A 22839-nucleotide genomic window follows, 5' to 3' on the forward strand; every position below is an offset into this window, starting at 1 on the left:
AAAACTCATATCAAGTTACAGATAACGCTACTACAGCACATAATTAAGAAAATAAATAAGTAAGGATAACTATTGGTATATAGCAGAGGAATCTAATTTAAAACCTCAGTTAACGTATCATTTATTATTGTTGTAATTTTTTCCACATTGTTATTTATAAAGAAATGATTTCCTTCCAAATTATAAATCTTAAAATTTCCACAAGTATGCTTCTTCCAACCAATTATGCCTTTTAGACTAATTAAATCTTCTGTTCCATTTAATACAGTAATATCGCATGTGATTTTGTCCGCTTTTTCTTTATATTCATATGTTTCAACTATTTTAAAATCATGTTTTAGTAAAGGAATGAAAAATTCGAACAATTCTTCGTTACGAATTAATTCTTCTGGTGTTCCCCCTAATTCTATAACTCTATTTTTAAACTCGTTATTTGGTAAATTATAAGTTATCTCCTTCTTTTCCCTTTCACTCGGTGCTTTGTATCCGGAAAAAAAGATATGCTTGGGTTTCTTCAATCCCATTCCTATTATTTTATAGTATAATTCATACGCTAATAGGCTCCCCATACTATGTCCATAAATTGCATAATCTTCCTCACCTATTTTATCCCAAATATTATCAAAGATGTCATCTACCGCTTCTTCTAAGCTATTATAAAATGGTTCATTAAATCTTTTCCCTCTTCCCTTTAACAGTACTGGACATAGATTTATAGATGGGGTTAGATAATCACCCCATTTATAATATAACGCTTCGGATCCTCCTGCATAAGGCAAACAAAATAACATCATTAAAATGCACCTCTATCTGATAAAAGTTTGTAAAAATCATTAATAATAATATCTTGGTTAATCACTGTTATATTACTAGAAATTTCTTCATTTAATGAACATACAGCCATTTTGTATTCTAACTCTATATCAAAAATCGCCATTGAATAAGAATTACTTTTTTCTCCATTATCGGAAAGTATGCGAACAGCTTTGTGACTATCTATATTAATAGAAAATGATTTTAGTGACATTGATAATCCGCTTCCATAGCATTTAATATAACTCTCCTTCAATGTCCATACCTCATAAAACTTCCTCAATTGATGATTAACATCACCTTTTTGTATATAAGCATATTCACTATCACAGAAAAAACTTTTTGCTATTTCTTCGTATTCAATCTGTTTTATTTGTTCAATATCAATTCCAACAGGGTTATTACTAATTGCACATACTACAAATTCTCCCGAATGTGAAATGTTAAAGTAATAATTCGGATACCCCTTTAAATAAGGTTTTCCATAATGATTTTTCCCCCATACTATTCTTTCATTACCGATTTTAAGCTTTTTATTTGTTAGAGTCCTTACTAGTAATTCACCAATCAAGGTTCTAATTTTATCTTTTTTATTAATAAATTTTTTTATTCTATATCTTTTCTCTTCATCTATCCACGAACAAATATTTTCTAATTTTTGATCATTTATATCTTTAATTTTGACAACAAAAATCTCCATAAAACCCCTCACAAATCCTAGTTAAATTAATTGATCAACTACAATTATTCGAGCGTTATGCTAACTGATTTTTCTACTTTCATTAATCGTGGAATGCTAATCATGTAAAAAACTCCTACAAATATTAAACATCCGCCTACTATCCAAAAAAGAGTTTCAACTGCAAGAATACCTGGGTAAAATCCGGCAATAAAAAGTAAGGTTAGTGACTGTGAGAGCATCATCAAAGGATTAATACACCCGTGTACTCTCCCCATCATTTTTGGATTTACTATTTTCGGAATCCAACCTCCAATAGCTACATTAATCATTGGAAGTGCTAGGGCAACTATACCCGTACAAATAACATACAGCCAAACTGTATTGACTAATGAACTCAAAATAGTCGCCCCTCCTCCAATAAACAAAGCTAAAATTAGTAAATGATAAAGCTTTATTTTTTGAGAAAGTATAGATGCTATAACACTACCAAATAAAATTCCTATACCAAAGACTATACTTAATATAATTGAAACTTCTTCATAGTTTCTTGGGGCTAGTTTGTATTTTAAAATAAATACCTGCATCACTGAGAGCCCTCCATTTAAAATTCCGAAAACTATAAATCCGGAGATAAGTGTAAGTAACAAGTTGTGGTTCAAAATATATCGTATTCCCTTCACAAAATCCTTCATTACAATTGAAATGTTCAAATCCTTGATATTATGTTTTCCGTTTGGCATACGAATTTCTTCTGACATTCTACAAGATTTTATAAGAAGAGCACTAATAAAAAAACTAATTGCATCAATTAAGATTGCACCATAAATACCGATTACCCAATAACAATAAATCCCGATACCACTACCAAAAAGCATAAACAAACTTGAAATCATCTGATTCAAACCAACTGCAGTAGCATAATCATCTCTTGTTAAAACACCTTGTACAAGGGATGATTGTGCAGGTGTAAAAAAGCTCTTTACCATGCTTCTTAAAAATAACAGTGCAAATGCTACTGGCATCCAGTTTAGAAAAAGAGACCACAATAATAAGAGCGATAATATAAAACAGATCCAATCACAATTTTGAGCTATTTTTTGTCGATCAATCCTATCAGTAACTACACCAACAAGAAAAAATACTACTAATGTGGGCAAAGACAACATCAGCTCCGTAATAGTAGCATATGCAGGTTGGTGTGAAAAACGATTTAAAAAATAAAACATAAGTGCAGTTAAACCGATTGTACTACCCATTTGTGAAGTAAAAGATGCAAAAAACAGCCTCGAGTAATTCCCATTTTGAAATATAACTAAAAGTTTCTTCATAAGGACTCCCCATTTAATTTGACTTAATTTGAATTATTCAGAATTTAACGCCTTTACTATGTTTGAAACGTAGAATATCTAAATCCCTAACGTTCATCGCAGTTCCTGTGGTTAGAGCCTAACACACTGCTTTAAGATATAATTTGCCACTAGGATTTCTATCGCGAATTACACGTCCAAATGTACACTACCACTCATTAAATTGTATAGTTTTTTATTCTGATATTCATAATCCAAACATAACTATCCAAAAGCATCCTCCTTTTGATATGCAGTTTATTTTCTCTACCTTTCCACGCTACATTCTAATACTACCTTATATTGTAATCAAAATAATAAACGAATTATTTTCTCAAGTTTTGAAATCACTAATAAATTATATTTATTAGTGATTTTGACAACTTGATTTCCCCTCTAAAAAACGTAATATTACTGTAAATTGTTTTCCAAAAAATAATTATGTATATCCACAATTATTACAAAAAGGAATGAACACAAATGTTATCCTATTCCTTGTAACTGTTTTAACTTAAGTATGAAATTCATTTTTGAAGCGAAAATGATGTGGGGTATGTCTATGAGGTTTAGTCTTCAAAAAAAAAATGCGATAAGTAAATTATTACCAATAAAACGTTATTCGTATTTATGATACATATATAAACCATATTTTTACTTAGTTATTCTAGGACAATTGAAGTGGCAAGCTTAAGCCACTTCAATTGTCCTAGAAATGTTGCATCTTTACCTAACATCAAATTAACACTATAAGCAAAAAGCTACTTATAATTCAGATGTTTTTCCTTAAAAATTTTTTGATTTATCTTTTGCAGGTAAAATGTAGTTTTCCCCTTTTTCATATATAGCAAGTATTCTTTTCAAGAAAGTAACTTTTGGTACTAACCAATAAGCAATTATCGCTGAAGCAATCCCTAATATAGCACCTGTCATAACATCGAAAGGATAATGAACTCCTACCCAGATACGAGAAATGGCTACACAGAATGCAAGTGTAATCCATAGCCAACCAATCTTTTTATGAACAAGCCAAAATGAAAAACAAATTGAAAAGAATAAGATTGTATGGTCACTTGGAAATGAATTATCAACAGCATGCTCTACCAATTTATTAACATTGGGTAATTCTGCAAATGGTTGATAATTTGAATGAAACTTTCCTGCTATTTTCCCGATAACCTCAGCAATCACAAAAGCAATCATCGCTTGAACAACCATCATTCGATTTTGGTTAGATCGAGTAAACCAATACACTACAATAATTAAAGCTAAGAAATATACCATATATTCTGCCACGAACGTCATAGTAGAATTGAGAAATGGGTACTGTTTACCTAAATCGTTAACGGCTCGAAAAGCATCAATATTGAATTGAGAAAAAGACATTTTGAAAATCCTCCTTACGATATATATAAATCAAACACTAATTATAATTTTTTAATCTACTTTTTGTTACTACCTAATAGTTTTAGATGGTCCCATTTTATTTTTCTTAATGGATATCTACCTTTTTAAAATATGAAATCAATAATACTAATCCGATAATAGATGTTCCGAATATACCTATATAGGAGTACTCGGGAGGATAAGTGGGCTGAAGCGTATTTCTTGAAATATCACCTGCTGCTGCCCATGGAAACAATCCTCTATGTTCTGAATTTGCTGTCATTAAATTAATCATGGTTATTACAACTGTAAATACAATGGTCGGTACGTAATTCTTAAGTACAATTGTTAAAAGTATGATTGGTGTTGATAAAATAAAAAGCAATAATCCACCTATCAAAAATTGTACAAAAGTTTCCCTTATTAAGGATGAACTTAGTCCATCAAATTGAAATATTATCCCTAATAATAATGTTAATCCCCATGCTACAAAAGTTAACATCATAATCCACGAAAATAGAAGCAAGAATTTACTTATAAGAAAATTCATACGTGATACAGGTATGGTTAATAAATTCTTTAATGTATCTTCTGTATATTCCCGAATAAATAGGTAGGCGGTTACAACCCCATATAGTGGTACTCCTATTATTAGAACAGTATATAAATTTACTTCACCAAACAATTGACTAAATACAATAGTAGGAGTAGGGTGTTTAGTTTTTAAGCTTACAAATGATGCTACTACTACCATAAAAGGTACTACCGATGCACCGAGAATACTAATTAAGAACATATGGGATCGTTTTAGCTTTAATAATTCTGTATATAACAGATTAACCAATTGTTCCACCTCCAACTAATTTTGTGAAGTAATCTTCTAATCTGTCTTCACTCATCAAAATTTTCAAAACCTGAATATCATTTTGTACAAATATTTTATTAATATCTCCTTGTTGCCCAAGTTTAGAATAAACGCGAATAATCCCCTCATTATGAACTTCATAATCGAAAATGCCAAAGTTCTTCTCTAAGATTTTTGTAGCTTTATTGTCATTCGATACTTGAAACTCAATATATTTACGATTCTTTTTTCTAAGGCTGTTAAATTCGATTTCCTCTAAGAGCTTGCCTTCATGAATAATCCCCATATGATCTACTAACTGTTCTATTTCCGATAAAATGTGGCTGGATATTAATAAAGTAATTTTTCTTTCTTTAGCCAAATTTTGTATCAATCTTCTAATTTCCTTAATTCCTATTGGATCCAAACCATTAGTAGGCTCATCTAATATTAATAATTCTGGGTAATGAAGAAGAGATCTAGCAATCCCTAATCTTTGCTTCATCCCTAAAGAATATTTACCCACAAGCTTTTTAGTTTCATGTTGCAATCCCACGATTTCTAACGCTTCATCAATTGCATTTTTTTTGTGTATCCCAATAATTTTTGCATTAATTAGTAGATTTTCCCGTGCTGTAAGATTCTCATAAAATCCAGGAATTTCAACAATAGACCCAATTCTTTTAAGGATTTCTTTTTGATTTTTAAATAAATCTTCTCCAAATATTTCAATCTTTCCATGGGTGGGCTTTATCAATCCTAATAACATTCTAATTGTAGTCGTCTTCCCTGCACCATTTCGACCTAAAAAGCCGTAAATTTCTCCTTGATTTACGGTTATATTAAGATTATCAACTGATTTCTGATTGCCATAAATCTTTGTTAAATTTGTAGTTTTTATTATTGCACTCATGTAAGAACACCAACTTTCTTGTATGCTTATGTTTTTAGTATAGAAAGCAAATTTTAAACCGGGCTTAACTATTTCTTAACTATTTCTTAATTATGAAATTAACTAGTCATCATTAACTCCATCTTGCTCCATTGTACAATAAAGATAACCCAACTCTCCTTTGACTTTGATATAAGTCTCATCTAGATCCCAAGTATAGTGTGCAAATTTGTTTTTCTTTTTCCAAATCTGATTAATGTCAGGGTATGTTACAATTACTTGACCTTTATGTAATAAGTCTTCAAACACTACTATTTCTCTTTCTTGCTGTTTAGTATCAACGAAAGTAATGGCTAGCTTTACAAAACCTTTTTTCTTTTTCAGTAAACTTAGTCTCAACAGTTACTTCTTTACCCTCAATTAATAATTGAGGGTAATTAGTATACAATTGATAAAAATAAAATAAAAAACAGAAGACATGATATTCAAAATTTAATGGATAGACTTTTTAATATTAATTCTTCAAACGAGAAGAGCCCTCCAAATAGAACGGCTCTTCTTTATTTCACATACACATAGGCTTTGTTTACAGTAATTTTTTTGTATAGGACTTTTTCTTATCACATATACTATTTTTGAACCTGCTTACCAATACGCGTCCTTTTGGTGTCTTGAATTCCTCCTAAAAGAGCGGCAGTTACGACTCACGTACTTTTTATTTATCATTTTAGCCAAGAAGACTCCTTCCTCAAGGAACGCGAAGTGAGTAGGTGGGAGATGAATTGGCTAAAATGAAAAAACTGAGTAATTACCTGTTATCCTTTATTTTATATATACTTTTCTTTAGCTTTGGCTTCTTGTGTAACCGTACTTTAGTCCCATTAATATCTAATTCAATCTTTTCTTCCTCTAAAGCCTCCATTTTCTCTTTATGTTCTTTTTCAATTCTATCTCTTTCTTCTTTTCTCTTAGTCGCTTTGGGACCAATTACAAACAGAATTAAGAATATACTCACCATCACAACAAAAGTAGTCACTAGTACCTCTCCCCCTTTGCCAAAACTTCATATAACAAAATTCTTTTTAATGTATTAGACTTAACTCAGAAATCTAGAGGAGAACGAGCACTAGCATAATTACACAGAAACATTATAGAAATTACCTGCACTATTCCTCCTTCTCCTATATAAACAAAGATTATAAATGACGCAGTAAGGCCGGTACTAACAATGTCATTACAAATATAAAAATCGAACTATATCTCAAACTTGAACTCCATTTTCCATATTTGGGATGTTCAAATTTCTTATAAAGCATACCTAATGCTAAAGATATTAAAAACATTAAAACAGCTGTTCCTAAAATTATAGAAGTAATTAAGCCCATCAAATTACTCATAAAGGTTTGAAAATCAAAAGAACGGGTTGTAAGCATTAACACTGGTAAAATCCTTATTAGTAGTATGAGTATAAATGAACCTACTCCAAAATAAATGGATCGCTTTTTCCACTTTATATGCTTAAACCATAAAGAAGCTCCAAAAACTAATAATGATATTAAAATTACTACAGAAAGAAGAAGGAAAATAACATCAATAAATGCAGGAACACTCGCATGGACTGTACCATCTATTTTATTTCCCCCATCTTTTATTACATCACTGCCTCCATTAAACAAAGAACCAAACCAGTCTACAATCCAATCGGTCATCCAGGAAATATCAAATGGTAAATCTTCATTTTTTATTTGTGTAGGAGCAACTGAGTTGAAAATTTTCAAATTCTCCTCCCCCTTCATTAAAAATCCCCCCTTTTACTTTAAGTATATAAATTTCCTTAACCAAAACTAAGAAAGTATTAAATCATACTTGATTAAATAGAAGAACCACACTTATGAATAGAAATTTCATTTGTTACATTTGTACAATCGCATTTTGATAACTATTCGTTGCATTTAGCTTTGTCCCTATTTTGGAATAAGTAAAAAAGTACCCTTCCAATTGTGATACACATAATAATTGGATGGGTACTTCATTACACATTCTTTATTCTATTTTTATTGATATAGACGAAGTTTATACATTTCATCGTGATACAAACTATAGTACCCAATTAAATAATTTTTAAATATTATTACGTAATTTACTCGATTTAAGAAAATAAAATTTCACAAACCTTTGATGATAGCTTCTTGGTTTATCGGATAGAACATATGTATGAAAAACGCAGCATAATATCGGTTGTTCTAACCTTGTAAATGACTTAATATATATCTTTGCGTATTTATGTCTTGGCGTTTTAATGCCGTTACTAATTCTCGATTAACATCTGATACAGGTAATGGTTCTCCATATATATCAAATAATCTTATACCCAACCTACTTAAAATCCGTATATTATTAAGATTCCTACTCTCTTGTGTATAACAAATAATATTGCGTAAATTAATCCCAAAACTTATCATAAACTAACGCTCCCTCTTCAATGTAAATGGATATGGATATACTTCTATTTATTTTCGAGGAATCCCTTGAAGCTTAATAAGCCCTATATATTTCTCAATACCATAACAGTATAAGCTCTCTCCTTTTCTACTATAGTGCTACGCCACTTCTTATAAGAAGTATTCAATATACAAAAGTTAATAAATCAAAATCAAAAAAAGCATTAACGAAACTTGTACTGTCTTAACTATACTTTTTCAAATTTAAAAGCATGTACATTATAATTCAGAATATTCTGTATATTAATGAAAAAAATCGTAGTTAAATTTAATGTATCTATTTCCTGTTATTATCAGAATAAGCCTTTACAGAGAAATGGGGGATATTATGACTGTTCAAGAAAAAAGTAATAAGCAATTGATGGAATTATTACATGAATGGTATGAAGAAATTCGTTTATATCATGTAAAAGAAGCAAAACAGATATATATACAAGTAAAAGAACGTTTAAAGGAAATAGAAACAGACCAATATGTATCATTCTATTATTCCCTACTGAATTTTAGATATAAAGTCTTGGTAGATGGAATGAGTATTACAAAAGATTCTTTTAATCAAATAGAAAAACTCCCTAATATCAAAGAGGAATTTTCATTTTTAGCTTACTATTATTATTTCTTTAAGGCCATTCACTCTACAATTTTAGCAAATTATACTGAAGCGAAAACACACTATGAAAAGGCAGAAGAACTTTTAATTGATATACTTGATGATGTAGAAAAAGCCGAGTTTGAGTATAGATTTTCAACTTACTGTTATCAATCTTATCAACCATTTGAAGCGATTCAACATGTAGTAAAAGCCAAAGAAATATACCGGAATCATGGAGGCTATGAAATTAATATTGCTTTATGCGACAATGTATATGGACTGGCTTGTATAGATCTAAGAGAATTTGAAAGAGCGGAAGAATGTCTCAATACGGTTATTGATGTTTTTAAGAAGTATGATGAAGAACAATTATTATTACGAGTACGATCCAATTTAGGCTGGTTATATAACATTCAAGATTTATATCCATTGGCGATTAGACAGAGTTCTGAAATTATAAATACCATACCGAACCATTTTAAAGCATTATTTGTCTTAGCAAGAGCATATTATAAATTAGAAGGCGTTGAAACAGCAAAAGCATATATCAAGCAAGGAATACAGTATACAAATGAATCAGGAAATGAGGAATATAAGCATCGTTTCGCAGTTTTAAATGAACTAATCACAGAACTACCTAGAATTAAATTAGAAAAAGTAGTTACTGATGCAATTTCTTATTTTGAAAAAGAGGACATGTGGGATTGTGTAAAAGAATATGCAGAGATTTTAGCACTCCAATTTTACGAGGCAAATAATCATGTTAAAGCGAGCAAATATTTCTATATTAGTAATAATGCTGATAAGAAACATTTGAGAAAAGGAGCGTTAAAGTAATGAAAAAAATAAAAAAAGTGTTATTAAGTATGGTAGTAGTAAGTGCATTAGCATGTAGCATGATTAGTTTAAATGTATCACAACACTCTTCGTTTAATGGTGGAGATACGCCAGCACCAACAAAACCGATTGTCTCTAGTGGAGTATCTATTGATTAACGTAATACATTTTTCTCGCTTTAAAAATCAGAAAATTCCGCCTCTTAATCTTTAAACAATGTTAAATAAATGGATAAAATATTGAACCCCTAGTCCGAAACATATTTGTTTCGGACTATTCACGTTCTTCTTTCAACTTTTCTATATAATTAGTTGATTGAGAAAAAGTACTGCTAAAATCTTCAGCAATGCTTTACGATTAGACGTAATATGATAATAAACGTCTAATTTTTTCTACTCATGAGTTCTGTAGACACATATATTTTTATTTTAACTTCAAGATACGCTCTATTTCCTTCAGACTTAACTTACTTGCTTTTGCAATAGTTTCAAGCGGTACACCAATTTCATGTATCCCTCGAATCATTTGCATCTTACCTTGCTCAATACCTTTTTCCATACCCTCTTGTTCTGCATTCGCTAGCTTTGCTTGTTCATCTAGAAGTAGTTTCTCTCGAGCTTCATATGCTGTTCGGAAAGAGGAATCATGGCTCATGTTTTCCCCATCTCCTTTTTCAAAATAAAGAGGACACCAATTCTTAAAACACCTTTTATGGCTGCTTTAATGAATTAGTGTCCTCTAGTTTTTTAGCCAGACTATATCTTATTTCTTTTTATTTCCAAAAATTAAAATTTTCAAAAACACCCTACACATTTTTAACTTTTAATTAACTTGAAACATGTATTTTTTATAATTTTTATGCACCGATAAAATAAGCCCCATCATTATCATATTTGAAAATAGCGAACTCCCTCCATATGATAAAAAAGGTAGTGCAATTCCTTTTACCGGCATTATCCCAACAATCATACCAATATTTTGGAAGATTTGTAGTGTTAAAACACTACTTGTCCCAGCACATAATAATGTACCAAACAGATTCTCTGCTGAATAAGCAATTATAGTTATTCGATATATAAGAAGTAACAAGACCAATACAACGATAGCTGCTATTATAAATCCACCTTCTTCAGCGATAGTAGCAAAAATAAAATCAGTATGTTTTTCAGGAATATATACACTACCTTGACCGAATCCTTTTCCATGTAATTCACCACTTCCAACAGCTAAAAGAGATTGTTGCGTTTGATATCCTTGATCTGCATTTTCAGCTGGATTTAGCCAACCTATAATGCGTGATTGTTGGTGCGGTTTTAACCTAGTAACTAATTCTTTAAAGAAAAAATCTGGATATTTTTTATATATAAATATTAATGTAGATAATATAGTTACCGGGATGACTGTACAAAATGCAATTAATTTCTTTTGAATCCCCGACATAAATAAAATACATGCAATAGATGCTGCGTATAAGAACACCATACCTGTATCTGGCTGGCTGTATACTAAAGAAATAGGAGGAATTGAAACTAACATAATTTTTCCGACCAATATGAAATCAGTTTTATATGTCCGAATCATATATTTGGCGTTATGATTCACTACTAAATTGGCGACAAATATAATTAGTGCAATTTTGAAAAACTCCGATGGTTGAATTTGACCGATAACAGGAAATTGAAACCATCTTTTTGCTCCTAATTTAACGGGAGTAAACGTTGACTCCGGTAGTATTTTTAATATAACAATTGCCACAAAACCAACAATATACAATGGCCAAGATAACTTTTGCCATTGATCCCAATCAATACTTGCAACAAATATTAACAGTACAAAACCAATTATATAGTTCCTACCTTGCTGCAATGCAAAGTTTGTGCTTCCATACTGACCAGTTTGTTGACTACTATAAATTGCAGCGGTACTAATAATACAAAACATGCATAAAATTAAAATTAGTTTTTTATCTAGACTCCTTAATAATACTATTATTTTACTCATGAAACCCTCCTGTAGTACTCAATAAATTCCACGCTCCATAATAATTACTAGTACCCTTTTTATAAGATTTTTTGTTATTCAAATAAAAATTACATTATTATGTTATAACGCGAAATTTTATTTTATCTAAACTTTCTCTTAAGGTTTCACTTTAAATAGTTAAAGTAATAATAAGTAAATCTTAATTTTTCCTAAACTAAAATGAACAAGTCCTTATTATCCAGAATTACTTTTCTTCTTTAAAACTTCCTCATTTCCTTTCGTTCCAAATAACTGTTTAAAAGCAAAATCAATACGTAAATTTACTAATTTAGTGGATATGGATTTTCTCTCCCTGTCTATATCATTTCTTATTGTACATAAAAAAAGGTAGTACATTTAAACAGGCTCTTACGTTACCTCACATAAGAGCCTGCCTAAATTGACAAAAAATTAATGGTTCTGAGCAAAAACAATTGCAAGTGACATCGTTTTTGTCCAGAACCTTTATTTTCATCTATTCCTTTTCTGGCCAAATTTTCGCGTTGGGTTCTAATAACCACTTGTGGTCTTCCTCCATGATACGATCATTCCATGGGTTATTCTCAAGATGTCGAATCATCCAACAAAAATACATTGCATATCCAGGCGCAGTTGCTTGCGGGTGGTCTAGTTCACCTGGAATTGTAATAAAACTATTATGTACAACGCGATAAGCATCCTCACCTACCATCGCACATCCAAATCCCTGTGGCTTGTTAAAGCGATAATAATATACCTCCGGTTGATCATGGTGATGCGGTGGGTAACTCGACCATCGTCCTGGATAAGAAATAACTTCTCCTACTACCATGTTAGAATATGCTGCATTGTTATAGTCAAAAATTGTACGAATAACACGCTGCGCTGTTCCCTCCCATACTCCATCTCCAGCTACAACACTTTGACACTCATTTGGAGTATACAACTTGGACGCAAATTCTTGGTCATTATCTGTTTTTTGAACAAGCACTTCACTATCTGAAAGAGCAGTAATTGTAACCTTCACATTTTTAGCCACATGCAAACACCAAGGGTTTTCTTCAAAAACAGACTGCCTTTGAATAACTTGTTCCATTCCATCCCACTCTAAACGTATTGCCCCTTCTAGTAAAAGTACTGCCGTTTCATTCTTATTATCAAATAACAGCTCTTCTTTTCCATTAGACATCTTATATATGCCTATATCCATTAACATATCACTGCAATGACCGTTCATTTCTGTTAATACATTATATCCTTCATTTAATTCACCTAATTTTCCTAACATGATGTTCTCCCCCTTTTTTTAATGGCTACTCTACTTTTGTCAGCTAACTAAATTATGAGTTCCTTCTATTATTTAATGAAGAAGGCTTTTCTGGTTATGCTTTTTTTTCACTTCCGAATATGCGCATATGATTTTTAACGTTTTCACATGCGGCCTCAATTACATCTTGATGGTACGTAAAGTAATCTGAATAAGGAGTATTTAAGGCCGCAGTGTTAACTCTAGTAATTACATTCTGAAACGTCGCTGTTGCTACATTAATTTTTCGAACACCATGTTGAATACATTGCTTGAAATCCTCTGGGCTAATGCCAGACCCACCATGTAATACTAAAGGAATATCGACTATCCCATTAATCTCCTGCAAGCGGTCTAATCGTAAATCAGGGTCTCCATTGTACATCCCGTGCGCATTTCCAATCGCAACAGCTAACGCATCAACATCTGTTTCTTCTGCAAATCTTTTTGCTTCTTTAGTACTTGTCAGCATCATTTCAATATCTTCTGATCCGTCCTCACTACCACCTACTCTGCCAATCTCAGCCTCTACTGTCGCTCCGTACTGTTTCGCAAGCTCCACAACTTCTTTTGTCCTTTGGATATTCTCTTCTAACGGATAGTGAGAGCCATCAAACATAACCGAACTAAAACCAATTTCTAATGTCTCTTTAATTTTTTCAAACGTCATACCGTGATCAAAGTGAACTGCTACTGGAACAGTTGCTTTTTTCGCTGCAGCTACCATCAAAGGACCAATCATATGAATGGGCGAATGATTCAAACGAACTTCCGCAATTTGTAGAATGAGTGGGGAACGTAACTCTTCAGCTGCTTGAATAGCTCCCATTACCATTTCCATATTAGCGACACTAAAAGCTCCAACCCCATAATTCTCTTGATTTGCTTTAATTAAAATATCTTTCATTTGAACTAATGGCATTACATACTCCCCTATTTCAATATTATTTATTAAATGTAAAACCAACCGTCACGTCTTTTTACCCCTTTTGTAAGAAGACATGTTGATTACCATACCATTTACTTAGGGATAATCTTAAAATGCTTAAATTACAAACCTGCTTTTTCTTGTATAAATTTTCGAGCTTTTAATGCGTATTCAAAAGGATTCGCTAAAGCTGGGTCTTGCTCTGCTTCTACCACAAACCATCCTTTATACTCAGAGTTCGCAAGGGTAGTAAACACTTCATCAAATACTATTACGCCATCCCCTGGAACTGTAAATGCACCATTCTTTACTGCGTGTAGGAAACTTAATTTATTTTCCTTTACAGCATCTACTACCACCTGGCGAATATCTTTTAAATGTACATGTTTAATACGAGGTAAATATTTTTTCAAAATATAAAGCGGCTCTTCTCCTCAAAAAACAAGGTGACCTGTATCAAAAAGCAGGGATACTAGCTCTGGATCAGTCATATCCATTAACTTTTCAATTTCTGCCGTTGTTTGAACACCCGTACCCATATGATGATGGTATACAATATGTAGCCCTTTTTCCTGAGCTAATTTACCGAGGTGATGTAATCCATCTGCAAGCTTATCCCACTCTTCTGCTGTAAAAACGGGCTTGTTTTGAAATAGCGGTACATCCATTAAACCTTGAATACTATGTCCTTGCTCTGATACAACGATGACTTTTGCACCCATTTCATGCAAGAAATCTCTATGTTTAATAAATGCTTGTACCGTCTCTTCAAGCGGCTTCGTTGTCAAGAACGCACTAAACCATGCGCTAGCAATCTCCAGATTTCGTAATTCCAATGATTTTTTCAATACAACTGTATTTCTCGGATATTTATTACCTACTTCACTTCCATTAAATCCAGCTAGTGCCATCTCACTAATACATTGTTCAAACGTATTTTCTGCTCCTAGCTCCGGCATATCATCATTTGTCCAAGCAATTGGTGCAATCCCAAGCTTAATCGTGTTTTCTTTGAACATCCCCTTGTCTCTCCTCTTTGTAAAATGTTATAGAGTTTCGCTAAATTCTCCTATCTTTTCGTTAAAAAGAGAGCTTACTAAACAATATGCATGTAGATAAAAAGCTCTCTTTATGTCCTAATCTAATAAGATTTTGCCTTTTGCAAGTTACTTACATTACTCTCATACGCAGCTTGTACACTTTGACTCTTAGATACTTCTGCAACACCTACATGCCACCATGAATCGTATCCATTTGTCATTGTTTTTGGTAATACTTTAATATCAATCAATGTAGAAACTGTTTGTTTTTTCGCATCCTTAAGCGCTACCTGTAATTGTTCTATTGATGTAACGCGATACGTTTTTACACCATATCCAGCCGCACTCGCTGCAAAATCAATTTTCATAATTGCCCCGTCTAATTTACGAGTTTGCTGGTTTCGGTAGCGAAACTCTGTTCCAAAGCTCCCCATTCCGTTGCCCATTTGTAAGTTATTAATGCAGCCAAATCCGGAGTTATCAAACAATAAGACGTTAATTTTTTTGTTTTCTTGAAGACTTGTGACAAGCTCAGAATGAAGCATTTGGTAACTGCCATCCCCTACCATTGCATATACTTCCTTCGATGGTTCAGCTAGCTTTGCACCAAGTGCGCCTGCAACCTCATAGCCCATGCAAGAGTATCCATACTCCATGTGATATGTATTAGGTTTATTTGCTGCCCACATTCTTTGTAAATCACCCGGAAGACTTCCTGCCGCACCAACAATAATCGAATCTTTATCAAGTAATGTATTGATTTGTCCAATGACTGCGGTCTGTGTTAATTGTGTACCAAGTGCGTCTACATACTCATTTAAATTTTCATCGAAATGACCTTCAACTTCTGGCGTGAAACCTTGATCTGTAAAGCGAACATTATGTAGACGTGCTAATTCTGTTTCCCACGCCTCTTTTGCATTAGTGATTTCTACTGTGTAACTAGATCGATACTCAATTGCTTGCAGTTCATCTATTAGGGAAAGAAGCGCTTCTTTTGCATCTGCTATAACCTTCAATGCATCAAGTTTGTTCGCATGGAATTCCGAAATGTTGATGTTTAAAAACTCAACCTCTTTATTCTGGAACAATTGCTTAGATGCCGTTGTAAAATCAGTAAATCTTGTCCCGATTCCAATAACAAGATCCGCTTCCTTTGCAATTGTATTAGCTGCTAAATTTCCAGTTACCCCAATGCCGCCAAGATTATATGGATGATTGCTTTCAATCGCACTTTTCCCAGCTTGCGTTTCTCCAAATGGAATGCGGAATGCCCCAGCAAACTGTTTCAGTTCCTCTGCCGCTTCTGCGTATCTTACACCACCACCGCAAATCATAATTGGCTTTTTCTTTTTCTTAATCATTTCTACCGCATCCGCTAAACTGGCTTTTGTAGGTAGACGACGTTCAATACGATGAACACGCTTTTGGAAGAAGTAACTTGGAAAATCCCAAGCTTCCCCTTGGACGTCTTGTGGTAAACAAATTGTTACAGCACCTGTATCTGCCGGATTCGTTAAAACACGCATGGCTTGAATCATAGCTGTCATCAATTGCTCAGGACGATTCACCCGGTCCCAATACTTACTTACCGCACGGAAAGCATCATTCGTAGAAATAGATAAGTCATGCGTTTGTTCAATTTGTTGAAGAACAGGATCAGGTTGCCTCGTTGCAAATACATCACCTGGAAGTAGTAAAACGGGAATATTATTTGCAGAAGCTGTTGCAGCAGAAGTAATCATATTTGCTGATCCAGGACCAACAGAAGAAGTACACGCCATAATTTGTTTTCTATGTCTTTGTTTTGCAAAAGCCATCGCAGCATTTGCCATTCCTTGTTCATTTCTCCCTTGATATACTTCTAATTCCCCTGCGTCTTCTTCTAAAGCTTGACCTAGGCCAACTACATTTCCATGACCAAAAATCGTAAAGATTCCCTTAATAAACTTTTGTTGCTTTCCATCAAATTCTACGTATTGCTGATTCAAAAATTTCACCAAAGCTTGCGCTGTCGTCATTCGAACAGTTTGCATATTGTTTGCTCCTTTCTATCTCTATCAGTCATTCTGCATATGAAAAAGGAGTATCAGGAATTTGATAGACTCCTAATACTTCCTTCTTATGTTTTACTACTTCTGTTACTTTCGCTTACAAGCAACTAGGAGATTCTACTTCTCTCTTAATGATTACTTTTCCCAACGAGATGTAAGCATTTTCTTTCTTGTATAAAACTCAACGCCGTCAGTACCATTCGCATGAAGATCACCATAGAAAGAGTCTTTCCAGCCAGAGAACGGGAAGAATGCCATTGGCGCTGGTACCCCAACATTCACACCTAACATACCTGATTCAATTGTTTCACGGAATTGACGTACACTTGCTCCGCTATCTGTATAAATACAAGCTCCATTTGCAAAGCGAGACTCATTTGCAATTTCAATTGCTTCATCCAATGATTTCACACGAACAATGGATAAAACAGGAGCAAAAATCTCATCTTGCCAGATTTTCATTTCTTTTGTAACATGGTCAAAAATTGTTGGACCAACGAAGTAACCAGCTCCTTTTACAACTGTATCTTCGCGTCCATCACGAACTAATGTAGCGCCCTGCTCTACACCTGAATCGATGTAACCAATTGTGCGCTCTTTATGGTTATCACGAATAACTGGTCCTAAAAATACATCTTCATCAAGACCATTTCCGATTACAATTTTATTTGCTTCTTCTACGAGTCTTCCAACTAATTGATCTGCAATTTCTTCTTCTACTGTTACAACAGAAGCAGCCATACAACGTTCACCAGCTGAGCCGAACGCTGCACTAATAATTTGCTTTGTAGCTAGTTCAAGATTCGCATCATTTAATACAATGGAATGGTTTTTCGCACCCGCTAATGCTTGCACGCGTTTTAAGTTTTCTGTTCCTTTTTTGTATACATATTCTGCAACTGGCTGGGAACCTACAAATGAAATTGCCTTTACTAATTTGTGTTCAAGAAGACCGTTTACTACATCGTGTGCGCCATTAACGATATTTAATACACCTTTAGGTAAACCAGCTTCTTCAGCTAGCTCAGCTAATTTTGCTGCTAGAAGTGGTGTACGCTCTGAAGGTTTTAACACAAATGTATTACCGCAAGCAATCGCAAGTGGGAACATCCAGCATGGAACCATCATCGGGAAGTTAAACGGTGTAATCCCGCCTATAACACCAATTGGGTAACGATACATACCAGATTCTATACCTGTCGCAATATCAGGAAGCTGTTTTCCCATCATTAATGTAGGAGCACCCGCTGCAAACTCCACGCACTCAATACCACGAAGAACTTCACCATAAGCTTCGTTATAGCTTTTTCCGTTTTCAATCGTAATAAGTTTCGCCAACTCTTCCCAGTTATCTACTAATAATTGTTGATATTTAAATAGAATACGAGCACGTTTTGGCACAGCTGTTTTAGACCAAGATTTGAAAGCTTCATTTGCTGCTAATACAGCTTGTTCAACATCTACTTTTGTTGAAAGAGGTACCTGGGCGATTACTTCCCCTGTTGCTGGATTGTATACCGCTTCCATCTTCGTTGAAATAGATTCTACCCATTCGCCGCCAATGTAGTTTTTTACAATTTGTGCTGTTTGTACTGTCATATTCATTCTCTCCCTTTTATGTAATGTAGAAGCGTATATAAGATACGCACTTACTTGATTACTCATTTATGATGTTTCTATACAATTTCCTCAGCCGTTTCCATAAATGCAGAAATCTCTGCCCTTGTTGGCATTGCGTCCGAACAGCTATGTTTAGAAATAACAATGGAAGCAGAAGCACCACCTAATCGCATCGCCTGAGGAATTTCAAGCCCTTGCATTAAGCCATAAATAAACGCAGATGCATACGAGTCGCCAGCGCCAAACGTCTTTAATACCTTTGTTTTAAAGATACCGCCGCGGTGCGATTGGCCGTCTCTCGTATAAGCGATTGAACCATCCCCGCCATGCTTAATTACGACGATTTTTGCATGATGAGAAAACCATCTTTCAGCCGTAACTTGATCATTAGATTGTTCGTAGTTTAATAGTTTTTCCATCATATCGAATTCTTCACGCGTTCCAATAATGACATCAGATTTTTCAGCCGCTAGATTGTAATACACAGCCGTTTCAGCTTCTGACTGCCATGTATAAGGGCGGTAATCCACATCAAAAAATACGACTACATCGTGCTTACGCGCATATTCTAGCGCTAAAAATACCGCCTCGCGAGAAGGACTTTTCGCTAAAGCTGTTCCTGAAATTAAGAGAGCCTTTGATTGTTTAATATAGTCCTCAGATACTTCTGTTGGATCAAGATTTAAATCTGCGACATTGTCGCGGTACATTAAAATACTACAATCTTCAGGGCTTTTAATTTCTGTAAAAGCTAGACCTGTCACTGCACCAGTGCGATCAATACATATCTGACCTGTATTAATATTGTTGTCCTTTAAGTACCCTGTAATAAAGCGGCCCATTTGATCATCGGACACTTTACCGATAAATCCTGTTTGTAAACCAAGACGTGCCGCACCAATCGCGATATTTGCAGGAGATCCCCCCACATACTTAGTAAATGTTCTTGTTTCTTCCATAGGACGTTGTGTTTCATTGGCATTTAAATCAACGCATAAACGTCCAACTGCAATTAGATCTAATGGACAATCTTCTTTAAAAATAAGTGGATTCATTGTTACTACCTCCTATGCTTTATGAAAGAGTGAATGATATGGTTCATATTTTTATAAACCTAATATTCATAACTCTTTATCTTTCTAGAAGTAAGCGCTCTCTTTATTGGTTTAACGCAGGCTGTTTATGTTCGATTTGAACAGGTTTTCCTGTTAGTAAAGATTCCTTCGCAGCTTTCGCAATTCGTTCTGCTTGTAACCCATCATTACCACTGCAAATAACAGCTTGTCCTTCTATAATTGACTTTGTAAATTGTGTTACTTCCTCAATGTAAGCCTGCGTGTAGCGCTCTAAGAAGAAATAAAGCGGCTTATCTTTTACAACACCTTCTGTTTTTGAAACTTGTACTGTTGTCGGGCAACAGTTATCCGCAGCGACCGCGCCTTTTTCACCAAACACTTCAACACGCTGGTCATATCCATAAACAGCTTGGCGGCTATTATCAATTACCCCTAAAGCTCCATTCGCAAATTTTAATGTGACAATTGCTGTATCAACATCATTTACTTCCTGAATGGATGGATCAATTAATGTTGTTCCATATGCAAATACTTCAACAACTTCACTATTCATTACATAACGAGCCATATCAAAATCATGAATCATCATATCCATAAACAATCCACCTGAAGAGCGAACATACTCTATACTTGGTGGTTGTGGATCTCTAGACGTAATTTTTAAAATATGTGGGTGTCCCACTTCTCCTTGTTGAATAAGATCATAGACTTTTCTGAAGTTAGGGTCGAAACGACGATTAAAACCTACTTGAAGAGATACTCCTTGTTCTTTTACTACTTCTAATGCATCTAATGTTTCTTCTACTGAGAAACTAACAGGCTTTTCACAGAAAATATGTTTTTTCGCAAGAGCCGCTTCTTTAATAATTTGCGCATGTGTATTTGTTGGTGAACAAATAAATACAGCATCAATTTCTGGATCTGCTAATAAATCCTGATAGTTTGTAGTCAGAGTGGAAATCCCTTTATCCTCAGCCCATTTTTCTAGATGACTAATCACTACATCTGAAACCGCTTTAATTTTCACTTGTGGCATCAGCTGCAAATTATCAACATGCAGTTTTCCAATTCGTCCAGCACCAATAATCCCAATCGTTAAAACATTCATATGATTTCTCCCCCTTTATTAAAATTTAAGAAACGAAATGAAAGTCTATAAGGTATAGCACATCAAATTTAGTTAAGCGCTTTCCCTATTTTTCTTCATTATACACACTTGATTCTAAATTGAAAACATTTTTATTTTTTTGAATACTTTTCTTTTCATCTGAATTTCAAATTTCGTAAGTAAACGTACTACGTCCACATACAAATTAATAATTAGAAACAAATAATCTTAACAGCTACAAAAATAATCTTTTAAAATACTGATATAACAAAGAAAACGAAGCCTTTTAAATACTAAACTCCCATCTATAAGGTATTTCTTTGTTTTCATATTCACTATTATTTTATTGTCCGATAAGTAAATAGAATGTCCCTATGAATGAAAGTTGTAAATTGTCAAAAAATTTCATTGACGACCTCATTATGTAAGCGTATACTTTTTTTATCAAAAAGAATTAAGCGCTTAACCAAAAAACTTATCGGTGGTGGGAGAATGAACGCAATGAGTTCAAACAAAACATTTATGGACAAAATTGGTATTCCTTCTAATTTAACTTGGGGATACATAGGGATTATTGTTTTTATGATTGGGGATGGTTTAGAACAAGGATGGTTATCCCCTTATCTCGTTGAAAAAGGACTAACACTAGAACACGCTGCTTTTCTGTTTACTATTTACGGGATTACTGTATCTGCTTCTTCTTGGTTTTCGGGGGTATTTGTACAAATGTGGGGACCAAGAAAAGTAATGACGTTTGGTTTAGTCTCATTCATTTTAGGTTCCATTGGGTTCATAGGTATAGGTATTCAACATATGAATTATCCGGTAATAATAATTTGCTACGCTCTACGAGGATTTGGTTATCCCTTATTTGCTTATTCCTTCCTAGTTTGGGTATCTTACAGTACTCCTCAGCAAATGCTTTCAAGAGCAGTTGGCTGGTTCTGGTTCGTATTCCAGCTTGGACTTAGTGTTATCGGGGCCTTCTATTCTAGCTATATGGTTCCTAAAATCGGAGAAATCGCTACTTTATGGAGTGCTTTAATTTTTGTTGTCGTCGGGGGATTATTCTCAATTGTTGTCAATAAGGACAAGTTTAAAGCACAAACCGTAAGCGCCAACAAATCAAGCGAATTACTAAAAGGCATTACCATCGCATTTGAAAACCCTAAAGTTGGGATTGGTGGCATTGTTAAAATTATAAACTCGGCTGCTCAGTTTGGATTTGTTGTTTTCCTGCCTACTTATATGATGAAATATAATTTTACGATGACTGAATGGCTACAAATTTGGGGTACTCTATTCTTTGTAAATATGGTGTTTAATATTATTTTTGGTATTGTTGGAGACAAGTTTGGTTGGGTAAATACAATAAAATGGTTCGGAGGAGTCGGTTGCGGAATTGTAACTCTTGCACTCTATTATGTACCACAAATGGTAGGACATAATTATTGGGCAATATTATTTGTTGCCTGTTGCTATGGAGCAACACTTGCCGGTTATGTACCTCTTACAGCATTAGTCCCATCTTTATCTCCTGAGAATAAAGGAGCAGCAATGTCTGTCTTAAATTTAGGTTCAGGTTTATCAGCATTCGTTGGTCCATTAGTAGTTACTGCTTTCATCGGTCCATTAGGTGTTGGCGGTGTGATGTGGATCTTTGCTGGCTTGTACTTCTTTGGTGCATTTCTAACTCATTTCCTTACTATTCCAAAGGGGAATGAGATGAAGCAGGATTTAAATACAAAAAACGGCGAGCAATTCTCAGTATAAACTCTAAATAAAAAGAAGGTCATCATAACTGTACATGGTTACG

The 22839-nt window shown here is 33.9% G+C and carries 19 protein-coding genes and 4 pseudogenes; 3 read left to right on the plus strand and 20 right to left on the minus strand.

What is annotated here, in order from left to right; translation table 11 throughout:
• Positions 1 to 92: 92 nt before the first annotated feature.
• From JDS81_RS21395 to JDS81_RS30525, 11 genes and pseudogenes are all read right to left on the minus strand, one after another.
• A complete protein-coding gene (locus JDS81_RS21395) occupies positions 93 to 794 on the minus strand; it encodes a thioesterase II family protein (RefSeq protein WP_088123159.1) in 702 nt (233 codons plus the stop codon).
• Entirely contained in the window at positions 794 to 1513 is a 720-nt protein-coding gene (locus JDS81_RS21400) for a 4'-phosphopantetheinyl transferase family protein (RefSeq protein ID WP_097953358.1), read from the minus strand. The genes JDS81_RS21395 and JDS81_RS21400 overlap by 1 nt, the downstream gene beginning before the upstream one ends.
• Before the next feature lie 44 nt (positions 1514 to 1557).
• A complete protein-coding gene (locus JDS81_RS21405; protein ID WP_097953359.1) occupies positions 1558 to 2823 on the minus strand; it encodes an MFS transporter in 1266 nt (421 codons plus the stop codon).
• A gap of 801 nt (positions 2824 to 3624) precedes the next feature.
• Positions 3625 to 4224, minus strand: coding sequence for an undecaprenyl-diphosphatase (locus tag JDS81_RS21410; RefSeq protein ID WP_097953360.1), 600 nt, complete (start codon positions 4222 to 4224; stop codon positions 3625 to 3627).
• Positions 4225 to 4330: 106 nt separating this feature from the next.
• Entirely contained in the window at positions 4331 to 5068 is a 738-nt protein-coding gene (locus tag JDS81_RS21415; protein WP_097953361.1) for an ABC transporter permease, read from the minus strand.
• Positions 5061 to 5981 carry an ABC transporter ATP-binding protein gene (locus JDS81_RS21420; protein ID WP_088123155.1) on the minus strand — a complete coding sequence of 307 codons (921 nt, stop codon included), beginning with the start codon at positions 5979 to 5981 and terminating at the stop codon, positions 5061 to 5063. Before JDS81_RS21420 ends, JDS81_RS21415 begins: the two co-directional genes overlap by 8 nt.
• Before the next feature lie 105 nt (positions 5982 to 6086).
• A pseudogene (locus JDS81_RS30515) lies at positions 6087 to 6218 on the minus strand (IS6 family transposase); the annotation flags it as partial.
• A pseudogene (locus JDS81_RS30520) lies at positions 6207 to 6387 on the minus strand (VaFE repeat-containing surface-anchored protein); the annotation flags it as partial. The pseudogenes JDS81_RS30520 and JDS81_RS30515, both read right to left, overlap by 12 nt.
• Positions 6388 to 6768: 381 nt before the next feature.
• Complete coding sequence (locus JDS81_RS21430; RefSeq protein WP_097953362.1) at positions 6769 to 6996, minus strand: hypothetical protein; 228 nt, start codon at positions 6994 to 6996, stop codon at positions 6769 to 6771.
• Positions 6997 to 7156: 160 nt separating this feature from the next.
• Entirely contained in the window at positions 7157 to 7756 is a 600-nt protein-coding gene (locus tag JDS81_RS21435) for a hypothetical protein (RefSeq protein ID WP_097953363.1), read from the minus strand.
• A 447-nt stretch (positions 7757 to 8203) separates the two neighbouring features.
• The gene (locus JDS81_RS30525) at positions 8204 to 8422 is read right to left on the minus strand and encodes a hypothetical protein (RefSeq protein ID WP_097953364.1); all 219 of its coding nucleotides are present in this window, start codon (positions 8420 to 8422) and stop codon (positions 8204 to 8206) included.
• A gap of 367 nt (positions 8423 to 8789) precedes the next feature.
• Here JDS81_RS30525 and JDS81_RS21440 point away from each other — a divergent pair, with 367 nt between their 5' ends.
• Together JDS81_RS21440 and JDS81_RS21445 are read left to right on the plus strand one after the other, a co-directional pair.
• On the plus strand, positions 8790 to 9890 hold the full coding sequence (locus JDS81_RS21440) for a response regulator aspartate phosphatase (protein ID WP_142316318.1): 1101 nt from the start codon (positions 8790 to 8792) through the stop codon (positions 9888 to 9890).
• Positions 9890 to 10048: a Phr family secreted Rap phosphatase inhibitor gene (locus tag JDS81_RS21445; protein ID WP_000721406.1), complete on the plus strand. Its 159-nt coding sequence runs from the start codon at positions 9890 to 9892 to the stop codon at positions 10046 to 10048. Before JDS81_RS21440 ends, JDS81_RS21445 begins: the two co-directional genes overlap by 1 nt.
• Before the next feature lie 265 nt (positions 10049 to 10313).
• On the opposite strand, the pseudogene JDS81_RS21450 reads toward JDS81_RS21445, so the two are convergent.
• The 9 genes and pseudogenes from JDS81_RS21450 to iolG form a co-directional block, all read right to left on the minus strand.
• A pseudogene (locus JDS81_RS21450) lies at positions 10314 to 10550 on the minus strand (Rpn family recombination-promoting nuclease/putative transposase); the annotation flags it as partial.
• A gap of 162 nt (positions 10551 to 10712) precedes the next feature.
• The gene (locus tag JDS81_RS21455) at positions 10713 to 11891 is read right to left on the minus strand and encodes an FtsW/RodA/SpoVE family cell cycle protein (protein ID WP_097953366.1); all 1179 of its coding nucleotides are present in this window, start codon (positions 11889 to 11891) and stop codon (positions 10713 to 10715) included.
• A 496-nt stretch (positions 11892 to 12387) separates the two neighbouring features.
• Positions 12388 to 13179, minus strand: coding sequence for a 5-deoxy-glucuronate isomerase (locus JDS81_RS21460; protein ID WP_097953367.1), 792 nt, complete (start codon positions 13177 to 13179; stop codon positions 12388 to 12390).
• Between the two features lie 94 nt (positions 13180 to 13273).
• Entirely contained in the window at positions 13274 to 14119 is an 846-nt protein-coding gene (locus JDS81_RS21465; RefSeq protein WP_097953368.1) for a class II fructose-bisphosphate aldolase, read from the minus strand.
• A gap of 128 nt (positions 14120 to 14247) precedes the next feature.
• Positions 14248 to 15144 (minus strand): annotated as a pseudogene (iolE, locus tag JDS81_RS21470) (myo-inosose-2 dehydratase).
• A gap of 122 nt (positions 15145 to 15266) precedes the next feature.
• Positions 15267 to 17201, minus strand: coding sequence for a 3D-(3,5/4)-trihydroxycyclohexane-1,2-dione acylhydrolase (decyclizing) (iolD, locus tag JDS81_RS21475; RefSeq protein WP_097953370.1), 1935 nt, complete (start codon positions 17199 to 17201; stop codon positions 15267 to 15269).
• Positions 17202 to 17354: 153 nt separating this feature from the next.
• Complete coding sequence (locus JDS81_RS21480; protein WP_097953371.1) at positions 17355 to 18818, minus strand: CoA-acylating methylmalonate-semialdehyde dehydrogenase; 1464 nt, start codon at positions 18816 to 18818, stop codon at positions 17355 to 17357.
• 77 nt (positions 18819 to 18895) lie between these two features.
• Entirely contained in the window at positions 18896 to 19894 is a 999-nt protein-coding gene (gene iolC, locus JDS81_RS21485; protein ID WP_097953372.1) for a 5-dehydro-2-deoxygluconokinase, read from the minus strand.
• 103 nt (positions 19895 to 19997) lie between these two features.
• Positions 19998 to 21023, minus strand: coding sequence for an inositol 2-dehydrogenase (iolG, locus tag JDS81_RS21490; RefSeq protein WP_001101871.1), 1026 nt, complete (start codon positions 21021 to 21023; stop codon positions 19998 to 20000).
• A gap of 492 nt (positions 21024 to 21515) precedes the next feature.
• On the opposite strand from iolG, the gene JDS81_RS21495 reads away from it, so the two are divergent.
• The gene (locus tag JDS81_RS21495; RefSeq protein ID WP_097953373.1) at positions 21516 to 22796 is read left to right on the plus strand and encodes an MFS transporter; all 1281 of its coding nucleotides are present in this window, start codon (positions 21516 to 21518) and stop codon (positions 22794 to 22796) included.
• Positions 22797 to 22839 lie beyond the last annotated feature (43 nt).

Origin of the sequence: Bacillus cereus group sp. N31 (assembly GCF_016483245.1) — a bacterium.
Taxonomy (GTDB): domain Bacteria; phylum Bacillota; class Bacilli; order Bacillales; family Bacillaceae_G; genus Bacillus_A; species Bacillus_A toyonensis.